Genomic DNA, 13,873 nt, shown 5'->3' on the forward strand with positions numbered 1-13,873 from the left:
GGTCAGTGATCCTGAGTGTGGTGGTGTCGACTGCGGTGAGAAACTCGAGCAGGGTTTGATTGAAATGTTCGGGCTGGTCAAGCGGGGTGGCGTGGCGCGAATCGGCAATCACTACCAACCGCGCATCAGGCAGCAGTTTTACATAGTTTTCTTTCAACGCGACCGGGGTGTAGTCACGGTCGGCGCTGATGATCAGCGTTGGACAGGAGACTCTGGAGAGTCGTTCCTGAACGCCCCAGCCGACGATGGCATCGAAGCTGGCGAGATAAGCATGTTTGTCGTTTGTTGCCCAGCGCAGGGCCATCTTCTCACGCAGGTTTGCCTGCTCCGGCTTGGGAAACAGTTTGGCGCCCAGGGCTTTGCCGATGGTGCCCAGGCTCAACGCGCGCATCAGGCTCCAGCGCTTGAACCACTGCCAGTAATCGTCTCGGCTGCGCAGCTTGACCTCTGGTGCGCTGTTGACGATGCACAGGCTTTTGAGCAGCTGCGGCTGGTCCACGGCCAACTGGAAACCGATCATGCCGCCCATCGACAGGCCGACGTAATGCACGGGGCCAAGATTCAAATGCTCGATCAGCGCGACCAGGTCGGCGCTGAACCCGGCGATGCTGTAGCGCTCCCGGGGTTTTTCGGAACGGCCGTGGCCGCGGATGTCCGGGACAATCACCCGGTAGCGGGCTGATAGCGCCGGGATCTGCATTTCCCAGTCCAGAGTGCTCGAACCGAGGCCATGGACCAGCAGCAACGGGGTGCCGTGGCCATATTCCTCATAGTGCAGGTTGCAACCTTCATGTTCGAAATAGGCCATGCAGTCACTCCATGTCAGGCTTGTTCAGGGGCCGCGAAGGGCGCATCCAGCGGCGCGGTGTCGAAGGTACGCAGCAGGTCGATGAGGATCTGCGTCGCCGGGCCCAGGGGTTTGTCCTTGTTCGAATACAGGTAGAAGCTCGGATTACGACTGCCACCCTGATCCAACGGTAGCAGCTTGAGCGAACCTTCCTTCAATTCGCGTTCGATCATGTGTCGGGGCAACCAGGCAAAACCCAGGCCGCTGCTGACAAAAGTGGCGGCGGTGGCCAGGCTGCCTACCGTCCAGCGCTGCTCAGCCCCCAGCCAGCCGACATCCCGCGGCTGCTGGCGGCCGGAATCGCGAATCACCACCTGCATCTGGCTTTCCAGGTCCTGAAAGCTCAATTCACGGTTCAGGCGATGCAACGAATGATCGGGGTGAGCCACGGCGACAAATTCGACGTCGCTCAATTCCGCCCCCAGGTAGCCGGGAATGCTGAAACCGGTGATGGCCAGGTCGGCAACCCCTTCCAGCAATACTTCCTCGACGCCGGACAGCACCTCTTCGCGCAGCCGCACCCTGCAGCCACGACTTTGCGGCATGAATGCGGTCAGGGCGCGCACCAGGCGGGCACTCGGGTAGGCGGCATCAACCACCAGGCGCACTTCCGCTTCCCAACCCTGTTCCATGTGGTGGGCCAGGTCTTCCAGCTGGCTGGCCTGTTTAACCAACTGCCGGGAGCGGCGCAGCAGCACGCCGCCGGCCTCCGTCAGCACGGCCTTGCGACCATCAATCCGCAGCAGCGGCACGCCGAGCTGGTCCTGCATACGCGCCACGGTGTAGCTGACAGACGATTGCGAGCGATGCAGCGCCTCGGCGGCCTGGGCAAAACCGCCGTGATCGACCACGGCCTGCAACGTTCGCCATTGATCAAGGGTCACGCGGGGCGCTTTCATGTTGGGCTCCTGTTGTCCTAAGCTGGCAGCACTTATTGGAGACTGCCGAATGAAAAAATTCTGTTATCTGGTGCTGGCGATGTTGCCACTGACTGCGTTTGCCTATCCGATCGACGTCACCAAGCAGCTCAATGGCATGAGCATCGACTACGATGCCACTGATACCGATAGCGACATTGCCTCCATCCAGGTCAACAACTACGGCACTGTCGATGCAACCTGCAAGGTGGTCTTCACCAATGGCCCGGAAGCGCCGCGCACTCGCAAGATCGAGGTGCCCGCCGGGAAGCACAGCTTCGCCACCGCCAAATTCACCCGTACCATTATCAAGATGCGCATCAACCTGACTTGCTCCCCCAAATAGCATCGTCTGGGAAACTCCTGTGGGAGCGAGCCAGCTCGCGATGGCGATCCGTCTGTAGACACTGCATAAACAGATACACCGTTAACGGGGGCAGGCTCGCTCCCACAGGCGCATGCCCTGAGGTTATAAACGAATTTATTGATTGGTTGTAGCAGTTATTTGCGCTTTTTCATCGATATGGTTCTGTTTAACCTTCACTCCATCGCCTTACAGCATTCTCAGATGGAGCCTACAAACCATGTCACGCGTCCTGATCATCGAAAGCAGCGCTCGTCAGCAAGATTCGGTTTCCCGCCAACTGACCCAAACCTTTATTAGCCAGTGGCAAGCCGCGCACCCGGCCGACCAGATCACCGTCCGTGACCTCGCCGTGAATCCGGTACCGCACCTGGACAGCACGTTGCTGGGTGGCTGGATGAAACCGGCTGACCAGCGCAATGACAGCGAACATGCCGCGCTGGAGCGTTCCAACCAGCTGACCGACGAGTTACTGGCTGCCGACGTTCTGGTGATGGCTGCGCCGATGTACAACTTCGCCATTCCAAGCACGCTTAAAGCCTGGCTGGACCATGTGCTGCGTGCCGGCGTGACGTTCAAATACACCGAGACCGGCCCTCAGGGCCTGCTCAGCGGCAAGCGCGCCTACGTGCTGACCGCACGCGGCGGTATCTACGCCGGCGGCCCGGCGGATCACCAGGAACCGTACCTGCGCCAGGTGATGGGGTTCATTGGCATCAACGATGTGACCTTCATCCACGCCGAAGGCATGAACCTGGGGGGTGACTTCCAGGAGAAGGGCCTGAATCAGGCGAAAGCCAAGCTGGCCCAGATTGCTTGATATGTTAATCGTCAGATAATCGCTGGATGTTCTAGTGAACTGGCGTGACCCCTTCAAGGCTTTTACGCGCATCGAACCTCCCTTTGCACTTCTGCTCCTGAGTGCTGCCGCCCGATTGAACGCTTTAGCGAGATCGGGCTTTTTTTTGCCTTGAGGTTTTGGGTTTGTGGTGAGGGCTACCTGCGGCCGTTGATTTCTCTGTAGGAGCTGTCGAGAGAAACGAGGCTGCAATCTTCTGATCTTGCTTCGGATACATATCCATCACCCGGAAAGGGATATGCACACGAACTCAACATCGCGATAACCGAAAAAAACCGCTATCGTCGCCGCCATTCAAAACGAGGCGACCCATGGGCTATCTACTTTTCGTCACCCTGATCCAGGCGTTTTCCTTCAGCCTGATCGGCGAATACCTCGCCGGACACGTCGACAGCTACTTCGCCGTACTGGTACGTGTAATGCTCGCCGGCCTGGTCTTCATCCCCCTGACCCGCTGGCGCTCGGTTGAACCCGCATTCATGCGCGGCATGCTACTGATCGGCGCCCTGCAGTTCGGCGTCACCTACGTCTGCCTGTACCTCAGCTTCAGGGTCCTGACCGTGCCCGAAGTGCTGCTGTTTACCATCCTCACGCCACTGCACGTGACCTTGATCGAAGACGCGCTGAACCGCCGCTTCAACCCCTGGGCCCTGGTCGCTGCACTGGTAGCCGTGCTTGGCGCCGCAGTCATTCGTTATGACCGCATTAACCCGGACTTCTTCATGGGCTTCCTGCTGCTGCAGTTGGCGAACTTCACCTACGCCGCCGGGCAAGTGCTTTACAAACACCTGGTCGCCAAACACCCCAGCGACCTGCCGCACTATCGGCGTTTCGGTTACTTCTACCTGGGCGGGTTTGCCGTGGCACTGCCCGCGTTCCTGCTGTTCGGCAAAGCCGACTTCCTGCCCGAAGCGCCGCTGCAATGGGGGGTGCTGGTATTCCTCGGGCTGGTCTCGACCGCGCTCGGCTTGTACTGGTGGAACAAGGGCGCGTGCATGGTCAACGGCGGGACGCTGGCGGTGATGAACAACCTGCACGTGCCAGTGGGGCTGCTGCTCAACCTGCTGATCTGGAACCAGCATGAAGAGCTGGGACGGCTGCTCTTTGGCGGCATGGTGATTCTGGCAGCAGTGTGGATCAGTCGACTGGGTATCAGGCCAGACCCGAAACGGGTGTAGGAGCTGCCGAAGGCTGCGATCTTTGGATGTTGAAGATCAAAAGATCGCAGGCTGCGCCAACGCCTACATCACGTGTTTCTCCGGTTCTGGAACCGCACTCGCGCCCAGCACAGCCGGCAACAACCCCGCGCGCAAATCCCCCCCACTGGGCTGCTGATAAAGACTCAAGCCAAACTCCGGCAGCACCGCCAGCAGATAATCGAAGATATCGCCCTGGATCCGCTCATAATCAGCCCACACCGTGGTGCGGGTGAAGCAGTAGATCTCCAGCGGAATGCCCTGGGCAGTGGTTTGCATCTGGCGAACCATGCAGGTCATGTTCGGCTGGACCTCCGGGTGGCTCTTCAGATACGCCAGGGCATAGGCGCGGAACGTGCCGATGTTGGTCATCCGCCGCCGGTTGGCCGACATCGCCGCGACGTTGCCCTGGGCTTCGTTCCAGGCCTTGAGTTCAGCCTGCTTGCGACTGATGTAGTCGGTCAGCAGATGCACCTGGGACAGCTTCAACTCCTCGTCATCGCGCAGAAAGCGCACGCCACTGGCGTCGATGTACAGGCTGCGCTTGATCCGTCTTCCGCCGGACTGCTGCATGCCGCGCCAGTTCTTGAATGACTCGGACATCAGGCGCCAGGTCGGGATCGACACGATGGTCTTGTCGAAATTCTGCACCTTGACCGTGTGCAGCGTGATGTCGACCACATCACCATCGGCACCCACCTGCGGCATTTCGATCCAGTCGCCCACCCGCAGCATGTCGTTGCTGGTCAGTTGCACGCTGGCGACAAATGACAGCAGGGTGTCCTTGTAGACCAGCAGAATCACCGCCGACATGGCGCCGAGACCCGACAGCAGCAACAACGGCGAACGGTCAATCAGGGTGGCGACGATGATGATGGCGCCAAACACGTACAGCACCATTTTCGTCAGTTGCACGTAGCCTTTTATCGACCGGGTGCGGGCGTGCTCGGTGCGCGCATAGATGTCCAGCAAGGCGCTGAGCAGGGCACTGATGGCCAGCAGCAGGAAAAGAATGGTGAAGGCCAGTGCGACGTTGCCAAGGAAGACCAGGCTGGTCTTGCTCAGCTCGGGCACCAGGTGCAGGCCGAACTGGATGACCAGCGACGGCGTCATCTGGGCCAGGCGATGGAAGACCTTGTTGTGCCGCAGGTCATTCATCCAGTGCATGGCGGGCTGACGCCCGAGCAGTTTGGCGGCGTGCAGGATCAGGTAGCGCGCCACTCGTCCGAGGACCAGGGCAACCACCAGCAACACCACCAGCGCCAGGCTGGAGTGCAGGAGCGGGTGCTGATCGAGCGCACCCCAGAGGTCTTGGACGTTGAGCCAGAGCTGTTTGATATCCATAAGCTAAAACGGTTCTTCTGTAAGACGCGACGGGTCGATTAGAGCATTTAAGACGCTTTATATTGCGACTGGAGACAAACAAGGCAACAAAAAGCCACTGATTAGCGCCGTTTGTATAAAGAAACTCGGCCTCGGCGCCCGAAACCGGTAACCTATGCAGCTGTTTTTTTGTATTTCTTCGAGGTAGCACCCGTGTTTTCCCAATTCGCCCTGCACGAACGCCTGCTCAAAGCCGTGGCCGAGCTAAAATTTGTCGAGCCAACGCCTGTGCAAGCAGCGGCTATTCCGCTGGCGCTCCAAGGGCGTGACCTGCGGGTGACTGCGCAAACCGGTAGCGGCAAAACCGCTGCTTTCGTTTTGCCGATCCTCAACCGTCTGATCGGCCCGGCTAAAGTCCGCGTCAGCATCAAGACCCTGATCCTGCTGCCGACCCGCGAGCTGGCCCAGCAGACCATCAAGGAAGTCGAGCGCTTTTCCCAGTTCACGTTCATCAAGTCCGGCCTGATCACAGGCGGTGAGGACTTCAAGGTCCAGGCCGCCATGTTGCGCAAGGTGCCGGACATCCTGATCGGTACGCCGGGCCGGATGATCGAGCAACTCAACGCCGGCAACCTCGACTTGAAAGAAGTCGAAGTGCTGGTGCTCGACGAAGCCGACCGTATGCTCGACATGGGCTTTGCCGAGGACGTCCAGCGTCTGGTGAAGGAGTGCACCAACCGCCAGCAGACCATGCTGTTCTCCGCGACCACCGGTGGTTCGGGCCTGCGCGAGATGGTCGCCGCGGTGCTGAACAACCCTGAGCACCTGCAGCTCAACAACGTCAGCGACCTGAACGCGACCACCCGTCAGCAGATCATCACCGCTGACCACAACCAGCACAAAGAACAGATCGTCAACTGGCTGCTGGCCAACGAGACCTACCAGAAGGCCATCGTGTTCACCAACACCCGCGCCATGGCTGACCGCATCTACGGCCGCCTGGTGGCGCAAGACTACAAAGCGTTCGTGTTGCACGGCGACAAGGACCAGAAAGACCGCAAACTGGCCATCGACCGCTTGAAGCAGGGCGGCGTGAAGATCCTGGTTGCCACCGACGTGGCCGCTCGCGGCCTGGATGTCGACGGCCTGGACCTGGTGATCAACTTCGACATGCCCCGCAGCGGCGACGAATACGTGCACCGTATAGGTCGTACTGGGCGTGCCGGTAACGATGGCCTGGCGATCTCGCTGATCTGCCACGGCGACTGGAACCTGATGTCGAGCGTCGAGCGCTACCTCAAGCAGAGCTTCGAGCGCCGTACCATCAAGGAAGTCAAAGGCACCTACGGCGGACCGAAGAAGGTCAAGGCTTCGGGCAAGGCTGTTGGCGTGAAGAAGAAAAAGGTCGACGCCAAGGGCGACAAGAAGAAGACCGGCGCCAAGGCCCCGACCAAGCGCAAGATCGCCAACCGCCCGAAGACCGACGCCCTGTCGCTGGTGAGCAAGGACGGCATGGCGCCGCTCAAGCGCCGCAAGCCGGAAGCGCCGGCCGCTGAGTAAGTGGTTCCAGCGCAACAAGAAAAACCCGGATTAGTGTCCGGGTTTTTTTATGGCTTTTAGCTTTCAGCTTTTTTCTCTGCTGAATTCAGCTCTTTGAGCCGCTGGTCAATCAGCTGGCATTTATCCGGCAAATCGGCACTGGCAGTGCCCAGGTCCATCTTCTGCAACTCGGCGTTGATTTCCTTGGCCTTGGCCGGGTTCTGCTCGGTCAGCCGGGTCACTTCCTTGGCCAGCTGCTCGCGTTTGGCGGTGGCTTCTTCAGGCGTGCAGGCCCAGGCGGGGAGGGCGCAGGCAAGCGTGGCGGCAAGGGTGATTTTCAGCAATGTCTTCATGGGGCAGCCTCGTTTCCGGTGAGGGCGGTATAACGGGTTGAGCGTTTTGGTACGCAAAAAGTTCAGAAACACAGCGCCCCCTACGTTCAACGATGGCAGCAGCTTGCCGGTGCTTGCTCCTCATAGCGGTCGTGGTGCCGCACCCACTCCATGATTTCTTCCTCATTACGGCCCTTGGGCGTGAGGTCCAGGTAGTTGTATGCCCCAACCAACAGGTCGAGGCCCCGGGCATAGGTGGAGTAGGTGTGAAAAATATCCCCGGCTTCGTTGCGATAAAAGACGCTGAGGCCAGGCAGTTCTTCTTCTGTACCGTCAGATTTTTCGTAGTTGTAGGTGGCTTTTCCGGCGGCAATATCCTCAGCCCGCGCGCAGACGCCAAAGTCGTAGTTAAAGTCGCAACCTTCAGATGACACCCAGTCAAACTTCCAGCCCATGCGTTGCCGGAAGTCCTGGAATCGGGCATAAGGCGCGTGGGAGACCGCAACCACAGAGACGTCATGATGGGCCAGGTGCAGGTTGGCACCGTCGATGTGATCGCTCAGGAAGGAGCACCCAGGGCAACCTTCGTCCCAACCCTCGGCAAACATGAAGTGGTAGATGATCAGCTGGCTGCGGCCGCCAAACAGGTCGGCCAGTTTCAGTTCGCCGCCTGGGCCCTGGAAGTGGTAGTCCTTATCGATTTTCACCCATGGCAAGGCGCGGCGTTCGGCGCTGAGTTTGTCGCGCTCGCGGGTAAAGGCTTTTTCTTGGGCCAGGTGTTGCCGGCGCGCGGCGAGCCATTCTTCGCGGCTCACGACCGGATGGTTTTGAACGTTCATGGTGGTTTCTCCTACAGTCAGCGTCGAGGTAGCTCACACCCACTAGTCGTACGGCCTTCGCCCAATTCGACATACCGCCGGTCAGTGCCGCTGAAAATCCAGGCTGAACGGCTGGGATCGGTGCAGGTCACACTCTATGAAGGCCATCTCACTCTCTGGCTTGGAGGTTGAATCAGGATGACGACTTATAACTGGGATTTGATTGAATGTTTGCTGCATGAAGTGCAGAGCGATGACACAAGCTTCGCGCCACGTGCTTATGCAGAAAAGTATGCGGCGGCGAAGGCGGCAGAGGGCGGGGAACCCGAAAACCTTGATCACCTTAAAGCCGTGGCAGGAGAGTACGAAAAGCTATTGCTGGAGCGCGGTTACATCGAACCTCGGCCAGAAGAGCAGGGTGGCTCGGGGTCCAACTACATCTTGACGGCGCGAGGCTCGAGTTTGTTGAGCCTGATCGACAGCAGCATTCCGGGCAATGACCACCCGCGTCAGGTGCTGGACGAGCAGGAAGATGCGCTGGATGAGGTCACGTTCGATACGGTCGCGTCGAAAGCTCAGATTGCCTGAAGGCCCGCGATGCCCGTGCGGCTCAAATCTGTGGGAGCGGGCCTGCTCGCGATGCGGTACAGCATTCAACATTGATGTTGGATGGGATGACGCTATCGCGAGCAGGCTCGCTCCCACATGCAATTGTGGAATCTGAACGGGTCTTTATTCAATTTTGCTGCGCCGCTTTCAGGCATTTCAAATCGTTGAAGTCTTTTCTCACTCCCTCGATCTTCTTCAGCAACCGCTCGCGCTGAGCCGGCGTGCTTTCGGCCATCAAATCCACAAACAGCGATCGAGCCTGTGCTTCGGTTGCAGCGAAGGCCTGGCGATAAGCCGGCGTCCACAAGCTCTCCCTGTTCACCAGCAACGTCTCGATGCGTTGCGCAAACTCCGGACTCTGGCGCTGCGCCACGGCCGCGCTGAATTGCTTCTGCCAGTGGGCCCGGTTGGCGATCCATTGGGTGTTCTGGTCACCCAGAGCCGCAGACCAGGCCACTACACGTTGCTTCTGGGTCGAACTCAACGGCCCGAGCCAATCATCCAGGCGTTTCTCCATGCGCCGTGTGCGGTCCTTGATCTGTTGGTCCAGGGATGGCTTGAGGTATTCGTCCTGACGCTTGCGCTGATCTTTGGCAAAGGCTTCATTCATCTCCGCCACTTGCTTGTCGTCCAACCCCTGCAACAGCACGATGGCTGAGGGGGTGATTTCCCGGGCAGTCTGCGCGATGGCTTCCTTGGCTTCCCGGGTCCGGGCTTGCAGCGCTTCGTCGGTTACCTGATTGTTTTCGACCATGGTCTGCAGGCGATCCAGCCAGTCCAGATACCCTGGCAGTTGTGTCGTGCAGTGCCAGCTCAGGTGTTCCTTGAGGCGTTCGTTGAACCAGCCTTTCTGCTCGCCATTCATGTCCAGGTAGTCGCTGAGCGTCCAGGGAATGATCACGTCGAGGTTGCGATAGGCCAGGCCGACGCGGCTGCACGCGCCGAGGGCCAGGCTTAGGGTGAGGATGACGGCGAGACATTTAAACCAGCGCGACATGGGCGAGTCCTTGCAAGAGCCTGGCTATTTGAGGAGATTCTTATGTGATCGCAGGATCAGCCTTGCAGTTCATATCATCGGCGCACAGCACCCGGCCGCTCAGTAGAAGCTGCGCTCGGCCTTGAGGGTTACCAGCCCGTCGCACTGGCTGTTGTGTCCGGAATAGGCGGAGCAATCATTGCCGCTGAGGTTGGAATCGCTGTAGATCAGGTTCAGGTCGATGCCCATGAAGGGGCGGGAAAGCTGCACTGACCAGTCGGTAAAGCTGCCGATATAGCCGCCGTCGACCGAGACCGGCGCGTTCAGCTGGTGGCTGGTGTACTTCATGCTGACCCCAATTCCAAACGGCTTGTTGCCGCCAAGATCGGCAAACACGGTGCTGTTTTGCTTGTCGGGGTCGTTACTGAACGCGGCGCCGAAGCGGCTGCCCAGAAATGTCAGGCCGCCAAACAGCTCCTGGCTGTCGAGGGTGTCCACTTTCGGGTAGCTGTAGTGAATCATCCCGACCTCGTAACCGAGCGTCTGGTCGAAGGGCTGCTTGAAGCCCATGTATGAATCGACTTCCAGGTTGTTACCTGGACTCAGGCCCATGCTGGGTGACCATTGGCCGACGTAGAACCCGCTGTCGTGGCTCAGGTCAAGGCCGCCATGGAATGAGCCGACGGCGGCCGGTTTGACCAGGCCCTGGGCCATGCTGCGGGAGGGCGAGGTGCCAAGTTTCAGGTCGAAGTCGCCCAACTCGCGCTGGAAGATCTGCGCATGGGCTAGCGAACACGACAGCAGGGTGCCGAGCAATATGAGTGGGGGCTTGAACATGCGTCACTCCATGAACAGCGCGAAGCAGAAACCTGAAAGCTGCTGAAACGCTTGATCTAGACGTGTGCAAGGATACCGGCGAATGCCCGGCGCTGAAGGCCGTTCGTCGATTTTTGAGAATTGGGAGTTTGTGCGGGTATTTCGAGAGGGTTCAGTCCAAGCGCTTCGAAGCTCAAAGCGCCTAAGGACCAGTTGATGCCGCTATTACTTTTTGCCCAGCGTGATCTGCTTGGACGGGCCGAACGTCTGACCGCTGACGCCTTTGGCAATTTGCTGGATCTCGCCGCCGGACTTGAGGAATGCAGCGATCTGGTTGTTGATCGATTCGCTGGTTTCAACGGCTGGAGCTGGCTTTGCTTTGCTGTTGGATGCTTTTTGACGCATGGCGGCCATTAACCTATAGAAAATTAACTTGGCCATGAATAATACAGGAAATACTTGACAATTGCTCGGGAAATATCTCCCCGATTTAATCCTGGCGGCGGTGGGATTTAAACCGGATTAATAATCTTTCGGTCGCCCTAAGCTGCTGTTTTATCTAAAGACGTGTGGATGAGAAAACGTTTTTTGTGCAGGCGATGGGCGCTGAAGCTGGGTCGGTTCGTCGGACGAGCGGCTGGTTGCCGGTGAGCCAAACCCATGAAAATCAAGCTTTTGAGCTAATTTTGCGGCGCCACCGGGCCGGGCGCAGAACGCTGACCGCAAAACCGGGTAGAATGCCGCCCACGCAATGAGGGTATTGGACATGGCTTTAATCGGGCGTTACAACAGTTTGCAAGTGGTTAAACACACTAACTTCGGTTTATATCTGGACGGTGGCGCGGATGGCGAAATCCTGCTGCCGAATCGTTATATCCCCAAAGATATTCCCAGCGAAGACGAAGATTGGCTTAACGTTTTCATTTATCTGGACAGCGATGACAAACTCATCGCAACTACCGAAACGCCGAAAGTTCAAGTCGGTGAATTCGCCAGTTTGAAAGTTGTTGAAGTCAACAGCATCGGCGTATTTCTCGATTGGGGCCTGCCTAAAGACCTGCTGCTGCCGTACTCCGAAGAAAAACGCCAGATGACCGCCGGCGAATATGTCGTGGTGCACGTGTACCTCGACAAGCACACGCGTCGTATCACCGCTACTGCACGGCTGGATCGCTACCTGGACAAGACCCCGGCCAGCTACACCGCCGGCCAGGAAGTGGACTTGCTGGTAGCCGAAGCGACCGATATGGGTTTCAAGGCAATCATCAACAACAAGCACTGGGGCTTGATTCACAAGAACGAAATCTTTAAGTTCATGCGCGCCGGCAAGGAAGAGAAGGGCTTCATCAAGGAGGTTCGTCCCGACGGCAAGATCAGCCTGAGCCTGCAGCCGGTTGGCGAAGAAGCGGCCACCAGCCTGAACTCGAAGATCCTTGCCAAGTTGCGCGACAACAACGGTACCTTGCCGATCAGCGACAAAAGCGATCCGACCCTGATCAGCAGCATGTTCGGCGTCAGCAAAGGCAACTTCAAGAAGGCGATCGGCGCGTTGTACAAGAACGGCCAGATCGTCATTCACGCAGATCGTATTGAACTAAGCTGATGGCCGACCAGCCCCATGCTTATCAACAGGGGGATGGACGACCATGAAAAAAGAGTTATTTGCGTACGCGGGCACCTTGCTGGCGTTTCTGGTCCTGGATGGCCTTTGGCTCGGCGTGTTGATGGCGTCGAAGTACAAGGCACTGCTTGGCTCGCTGATGCTCGACAAACCGCTGCTGGGTCCGGCAGCGGTTTTCTATCTTTTGTATGTCTTCGGTTGCGTGATGTTCGTGGTGTTGCCAGCCACCAGTTGGCAGCGCGCAGCGTGCATGGGCGCCTTGTTGGGCCTGGTGGCGTATGGCACATATGACCTGAGCAACTGGGCGACGCTGAAAGGCTGGTCGGCCCAGTTGGTATTCATGGACATGGCCTGGGGCGCCTTTGCCACTTGCGTCGCCTGCACCGTTGGTTACTGGGCTGCCCGCAAGGCGCTGTGACCCTTCAACGTTGGACGATGGTTGTGCGGTCGCCCGCGCTCATCCTCCGTGCAGCATTGTCGGCGCTGCCCGACAGCGCACCCGCGATCAGCAAGCCGCTGCCGGCAACGATCAACCCAGGCTGCAAACTGCCGCTGTAATGGCTGCTTGCCGCAGCCAGCAGCGGACCTGCGAGCTGACCTATAGCGAAGCACGCGGTCAGCAACCCCGCGTTGCGCTGAGTGGCGTGGGGTGCCAGTTCCCGCGAGCGTTGCATCACCAGTTGCATGCAGGCCAGGAACGGTCCGCCGCACAACAGCACACCCAACGCCAGGCCCGTGCCGCTGCCCAGCAGGCAGGCAAAGACGCCCGCGGCCTGCAGCCACAAGGTCGCCATCAGCCAGTGCCGGGTGGCGTTCGGATTGTGTCGGCGCAAACTCACCAGCACCACACCGGATGCAGCGGCCAGGCCGAAGCATGGCCAGAACAAATCGGCCTGCCATTGGCCCTGAAATTGCGCGCTGGCCATCTGTGAGAGGAAGGTGGCGGGAATGATGTAGCCCAAACCGTACAAACCATAGACCAGGCCCAGACGGCCGATGCCGCGTTGTGCGGTGCCTGCGTCGACGGGTGCGCTAGCCGCTGGTGCGGCTGGCCTAGGTAGGAATGGCAGGATCCCCAGCAACATCACCAGCCCGACTGCGGCATATACCAGCCACAATGTGGCCGAGGTCTGCCCCAGCAGGTTCGAGCCCAGCGCCAGCATCCCGGTCAGGAAAATGCCCAGGCCCGGTCCGGCAAATACCAGGGCACCCAGACGTGGACGACCGGCCGCGACGGCCAGGGGCTGACTCAAGGCGGTGATCATCACCAGCACCCAGGCGCTGGCCACACCGGTACCAAAGCGCAGCAGCAGATGCGACCAGAAACCGTGGGCCCAGAACGACGCCAGGGTCAGCAGGACACAGAGCCACAGCCCACCTTGCAGCCGGCTGCGGACCTGCGCAGGCCTGCGGGAAAACATCGCGTCCACGGCGCCGACGAAATAACCCAGATAATTTGCTGCAGCGATCAAACCCGCCGCCGTCAGGTCGATCTGGCCTTCGCTGAGCAGGTGCGGGAGTTGAGGTGTCAGGGCGAAGCGGCCGATGCCCATGGCCATCATCAAGGCGATAAAGCTGGCAGACAAACGAATCAAGGGGGTCATGGTGGACTCCTGCTGAAGATCAATGACCGTCAGGCTAGGACTGATTGACTTT

At 59.0% G+C, this 13,873-nt stretch carries 15 protein-coding genes and 1 pseudogene; 7 read left to right on the forward strand and 9 right to left on the reverse strand.

The window, feature by feature from the left end:
* Positions 1-2: 2 nt before the first annotated feature.
* Positions 3-808 (reverse strand): annotated as a pseudogene (locus HYI44_RS06825) (alpha/beta fold hydrolase).
* Positions 809-822: 14 nt separating this feature from the next.
* Complete coding sequence (locus HYI44_RS06830; RefSeq protein WP_122837880.1) at positions 823-1,746, reverse strand: LysR family transcriptional regulator; 924 nt, start codon at positions 1,744-1,746, stop codon at positions 823-825.
* Positions 1,747-1,795: 49 nt separating this feature from the next.
* On the opposite strand from HYI44_RS06830, the gene HYI44_RS06835 reads away from it, so the two are divergent.
* From HYI44_RS06835 to HYI44_RS06845, 3 genes are all read left to right on the forward strand, one after another.
* Positions 1,796-2,110 carry a 3-phosphoglycerate kinase gene (locus tag HYI44_RS06835; RefSeq protein WP_122837881.1) on the forward strand — a complete coding sequence of 105 codons (315 nt, stop codon included), beginning with the start codon at positions 1,796-1,798 and terminating at the stop codon, positions 2,108-2,110.
* Between the two features lie 238 nt (positions 2,111-2,348).
* On the forward strand, positions 2,349-2,948 hold the full coding sequence (locus tag HYI44_RS06840) for an FMN-dependent NADH-azoreductase (RefSeq protein ID WP_225569041.1): 600 nt from the start codon (positions 2,349-2,351) through the stop codon (positions 2,946-2,948).
* A gap of 350 nt (positions 2,949-3,298) precedes the next feature.
* Complete coding sequence (locus HYI44_RS06845; protein WP_122837882.1) at positions 3,299-4,165, forward strand: carboxylate/amino acid/amine transporter; 867 nt, start codon at positions 3,299-3,301, stop codon at positions 4,163-4,165.
* 63 nt (positions 4,166-4,228) lie between these two features.
* On the opposite strand, the gene HYI44_RS06850 is transcribed toward HYI44_RS06845, so the two are convergent.
* The gene (locus HYI44_RS06850) at positions 4,229-5,527 is read right to left on the reverse strand and encodes a mechanosensitive ion channel family protein (protein WP_122837883.1); all 1,299 of its coding nucleotides are present in this window, start codon (positions 5,525-5,527) and stop codon (positions 4,229-4,231) included.
* A 192-nt stretch (positions 5,528-5,719) separates the two neighbouring features.
* Between HYI44_RS06850 and HYI44_RS06855 the strand changes: the two genes are divergently transcribed.
* Positions 5,720-7,066 carry a DEAD/DEAH box helicase gene (locus HYI44_RS06855; RefSeq protein ID WP_225569042.1) on the forward strand — a complete coding sequence of 449 codons (1,347 nt, stop codon included), beginning with the start codon at positions 5,720-5,722 and terminating at the stop codon, positions 7,064-7,066.
* A gap of 56 nt (positions 7,067-7,122) precedes the next feature.
* Here the strand turns inward: HYI44_RS06855 and HYI44_RS06860 are convergent, their stop codons facing one another.
* Together HYI44_RS06860 and HYI44_RS06865 are read right to left on the reverse strand one after the other, a co-directional pair.
* Positions 7,123-7,398, reverse strand: coding sequence for a hypothetical protein (locus HYI44_RS06860; protein WP_122837884.1), 276 nt, complete (start codon positions 7,396-7,398; stop codon positions 7,123-7,125).
* A gap of 86 nt (positions 7,399-7,484) precedes the next feature.
* Positions 7,485-8,216, reverse strand: coding sequence for a DUF899 domain-containing protein (locus tag HYI44_RS06865; RefSeq protein WP_122837885.1), 732 nt, complete (start codon positions 8,214-8,216; stop codon positions 7,485-7,487).
* A gap of 177 nt (positions 8,217-8,393) precedes the next feature.
* Between HYI44_RS06865 and HYI44_RS06870 the strand changes: the two genes are divergently transcribed.
* Positions 8,394-8,783, forward strand: a complete 390-nt coding sequence (locus HYI44_RS06870) for a transcriptional regulator (RefSeq protein WP_122837886.1) — start codon at positions 8,394-8,396, stop codon at positions 8,781-8,783.
* A 148-nt stretch (positions 8,784-8,931) separates the two neighbouring features.
* Here HYI44_RS06870 and HYI44_RS06875 read toward each other — a convergent pair whose 3' ends face one another.
* The 3 genes from HYI44_RS06875 to HYI44_RS06885 all read right to left on the reverse strand — a co-directional run bounded on the left by HYI44_RS06875 (position 8,932) and on the right by HYI44_RS06885 (position 11,010).
* Positions 8,932-9,801 (reverse strand): DUF6279 family lipoprotein, encoded by an 870-nt coding sequence (locus tag HYI44_RS06875; protein ID WP_225569043.1) that lies wholly within the window; start codon positions 9,799-9,801, stop codon positions 8,932-8,934.
* A 99-nt stretch (positions 9,802-9,900) separates the two neighbouring features.
* A complete protein-coding gene (locus HYI44_RS06880; protein WP_122837888.1) occupies positions 9,901-10,617 on the reverse strand; it encodes a TorF family putative porin in 717 nt (238 codons plus the stop codon).
* Positions 10,618-10,821: 204 nt separating this feature from the next.
* Complete coding sequence (locus HYI44_RS06885; protein WP_177328536.1) at positions 10,822-11,010, reverse strand: hypothetical protein; 189 nt, start codon at positions 11,008-11,010, stop codon at positions 10,822-10,824.
* 352 nt (positions 11,011-11,362) lie between these two features.
* Between HYI44_RS06885 and HYI44_RS06890 the strand changes: the two genes are divergently transcribed.
* Positions 11,363-12,199 carry a S1 RNA-binding domain-containing protein gene (locus tag HYI44_RS06890; RefSeq protein WP_045058693.1) on the forward strand — a complete coding sequence of 279 codons (837 nt, stop codon included), beginning with the start codon at positions 11,363-11,365 and terminating at the stop codon, positions 12,197-12,199.
* 43 nt (positions 12,200-12,242) lie between these two features.
* Positions 12,243-12,635, forward strand: a complete 393-nt coding sequence (locus HYI44_RS06895) for a DUF2177 family protein (protein WP_122837889.1) — start codon at positions 12,243-12,245, stop codon at positions 12,633-12,635.
* Positions 12,636-12,639: 4 nt separating this feature from the next.
* Here the strand turns inward: HYI44_RS06895 and HYI44_RS06900 are convergent, their stop codons facing one another.
* Positions 12,640-13,821, reverse strand: a complete 1,182-nt coding sequence (locus HYI44_RS06900) for an MFS transporter (protein WP_225569044.1) — start codon at positions 13,819-13,821, stop codon at positions 12,640-12,642.
* Positions 13,822-13,873: the final 52 nt, after the last annotated feature.

The organism is Pseudomonas sp. Y24-6, assembly GCF_020295325.1.
GTDB lineage: Bacteria > Pseudomonadota > Gammaproteobacteria > Pseudomonadales > Pseudomonadaceae > Aquipseudomonas > Aquipseudomonas gregormendelii.

What these genes read in the sequence shown, in the direction of transcription:
- HYI44_RS06875 (WP_225569043.1), bottom strand. Translation starts at nt 9,801, where the DNA reads ATGTCGCGCTGGTTTAAATGTCTCGCCGTCATCCTCACCCTAAGCCTG.
- HYI44_RS06865 (WP_122837885.1), bottom strand. Translation starts at nt 8,216, where the DNA reads ATGAACGTTCAAAACCATCCGGTCGTGAGCCGCGAAGAATGGCTCGCC.
- HYI44_RS06870 (WP_122837886.1), top strand. Translation starts at nt 8,394, where the DNA reads ATGACGACTTATAACTGGGATTTGATTGAATGTTTGCTGCATGAAGTG.
- HYI44_RS06830 (WP_122837880.1), bottom strand. Translation starts at nt 1,746, where the DNA reads ATGAAAGCGCCCCGCGTGACCCTTGATCAATGGCGAACGTTGCAGGCC.
- HYI44_RS06885 (WP_177328536.1), bottom strand. Translation starts at nt 11,010, where the DNA reads ATGGCCGCCATGCGTCAAAAAGCATCCAACAGCAAAGCAAAGCCAGCT.
- HYI44_RS06840 (WP_225569041.1), top strand. Translation starts at nt 2,349, where the DNA reads ATGTCACGCGTCCTGATCATCGAAAGCAGCGCTCGTCAGCAAGATTCG.
- HYI44_RS06860 (WP_122837884.1), bottom strand. Translation starts at nt 7,398, where the DNA reads ATGAAGACATTGCTGAAAATCACCCTTGCCGCCACGCTTGCCTGCGCC.
- HYI44_RS06850 (WP_122837883.1), bottom strand. Translation starts at nt 5,527, where the DNA reads ATGGATATCAAACAGCTCTGGCTCAACGTCCAAGACCTCTGGGGTGCG.
- HYI44_RS06890 (WP_045058693.1), top strand. Translation starts at nt 11,363, where the DNA reads ATGGCTTTAATCGGGCGTTACAACAGTTTGCAAGTGGTTAAACACACT.
- HYI44_RS06900 (WP_225569044.1), bottom strand. Translation starts at nt 13,821, where the DNA reads ATGACCCCCTTGATTCGTTTGTCTGCCAGCTTTATCGCCTTGATGATG.
- HYI44_RS06895 (WP_122837889.1), top strand. Translation starts at nt 12,243, where the DNA reads ATGAAAAAAGAGTTATTTGCGTACGCGGGCACCTTGCTGGCGTTTCTG.
- HYI44_RS06880 (WP_122837888.1), bottom strand. Translation starts at nt 10,617, where the DNA reads ATGTTCAAGCCCCCACTCATATTGCTCGGCACCCTGCTGTCGTGTTCG.
- HYI44_RS06845 (WP_122837882.1), top strand. Translation starts at nt 3,299, where the DNA reads ATGGGCTATCTACTTTTCGTCACCCTGATCCAGGCGTTTTCCTTCAGC.
- HYI44_RS06835 (WP_122837881.1), top strand. Translation starts at nt 1,796, where the DNA reads ATGAAAAAATTCTGTTATCTGGTGCTGGCGATGTTGCCACTGACTGCG.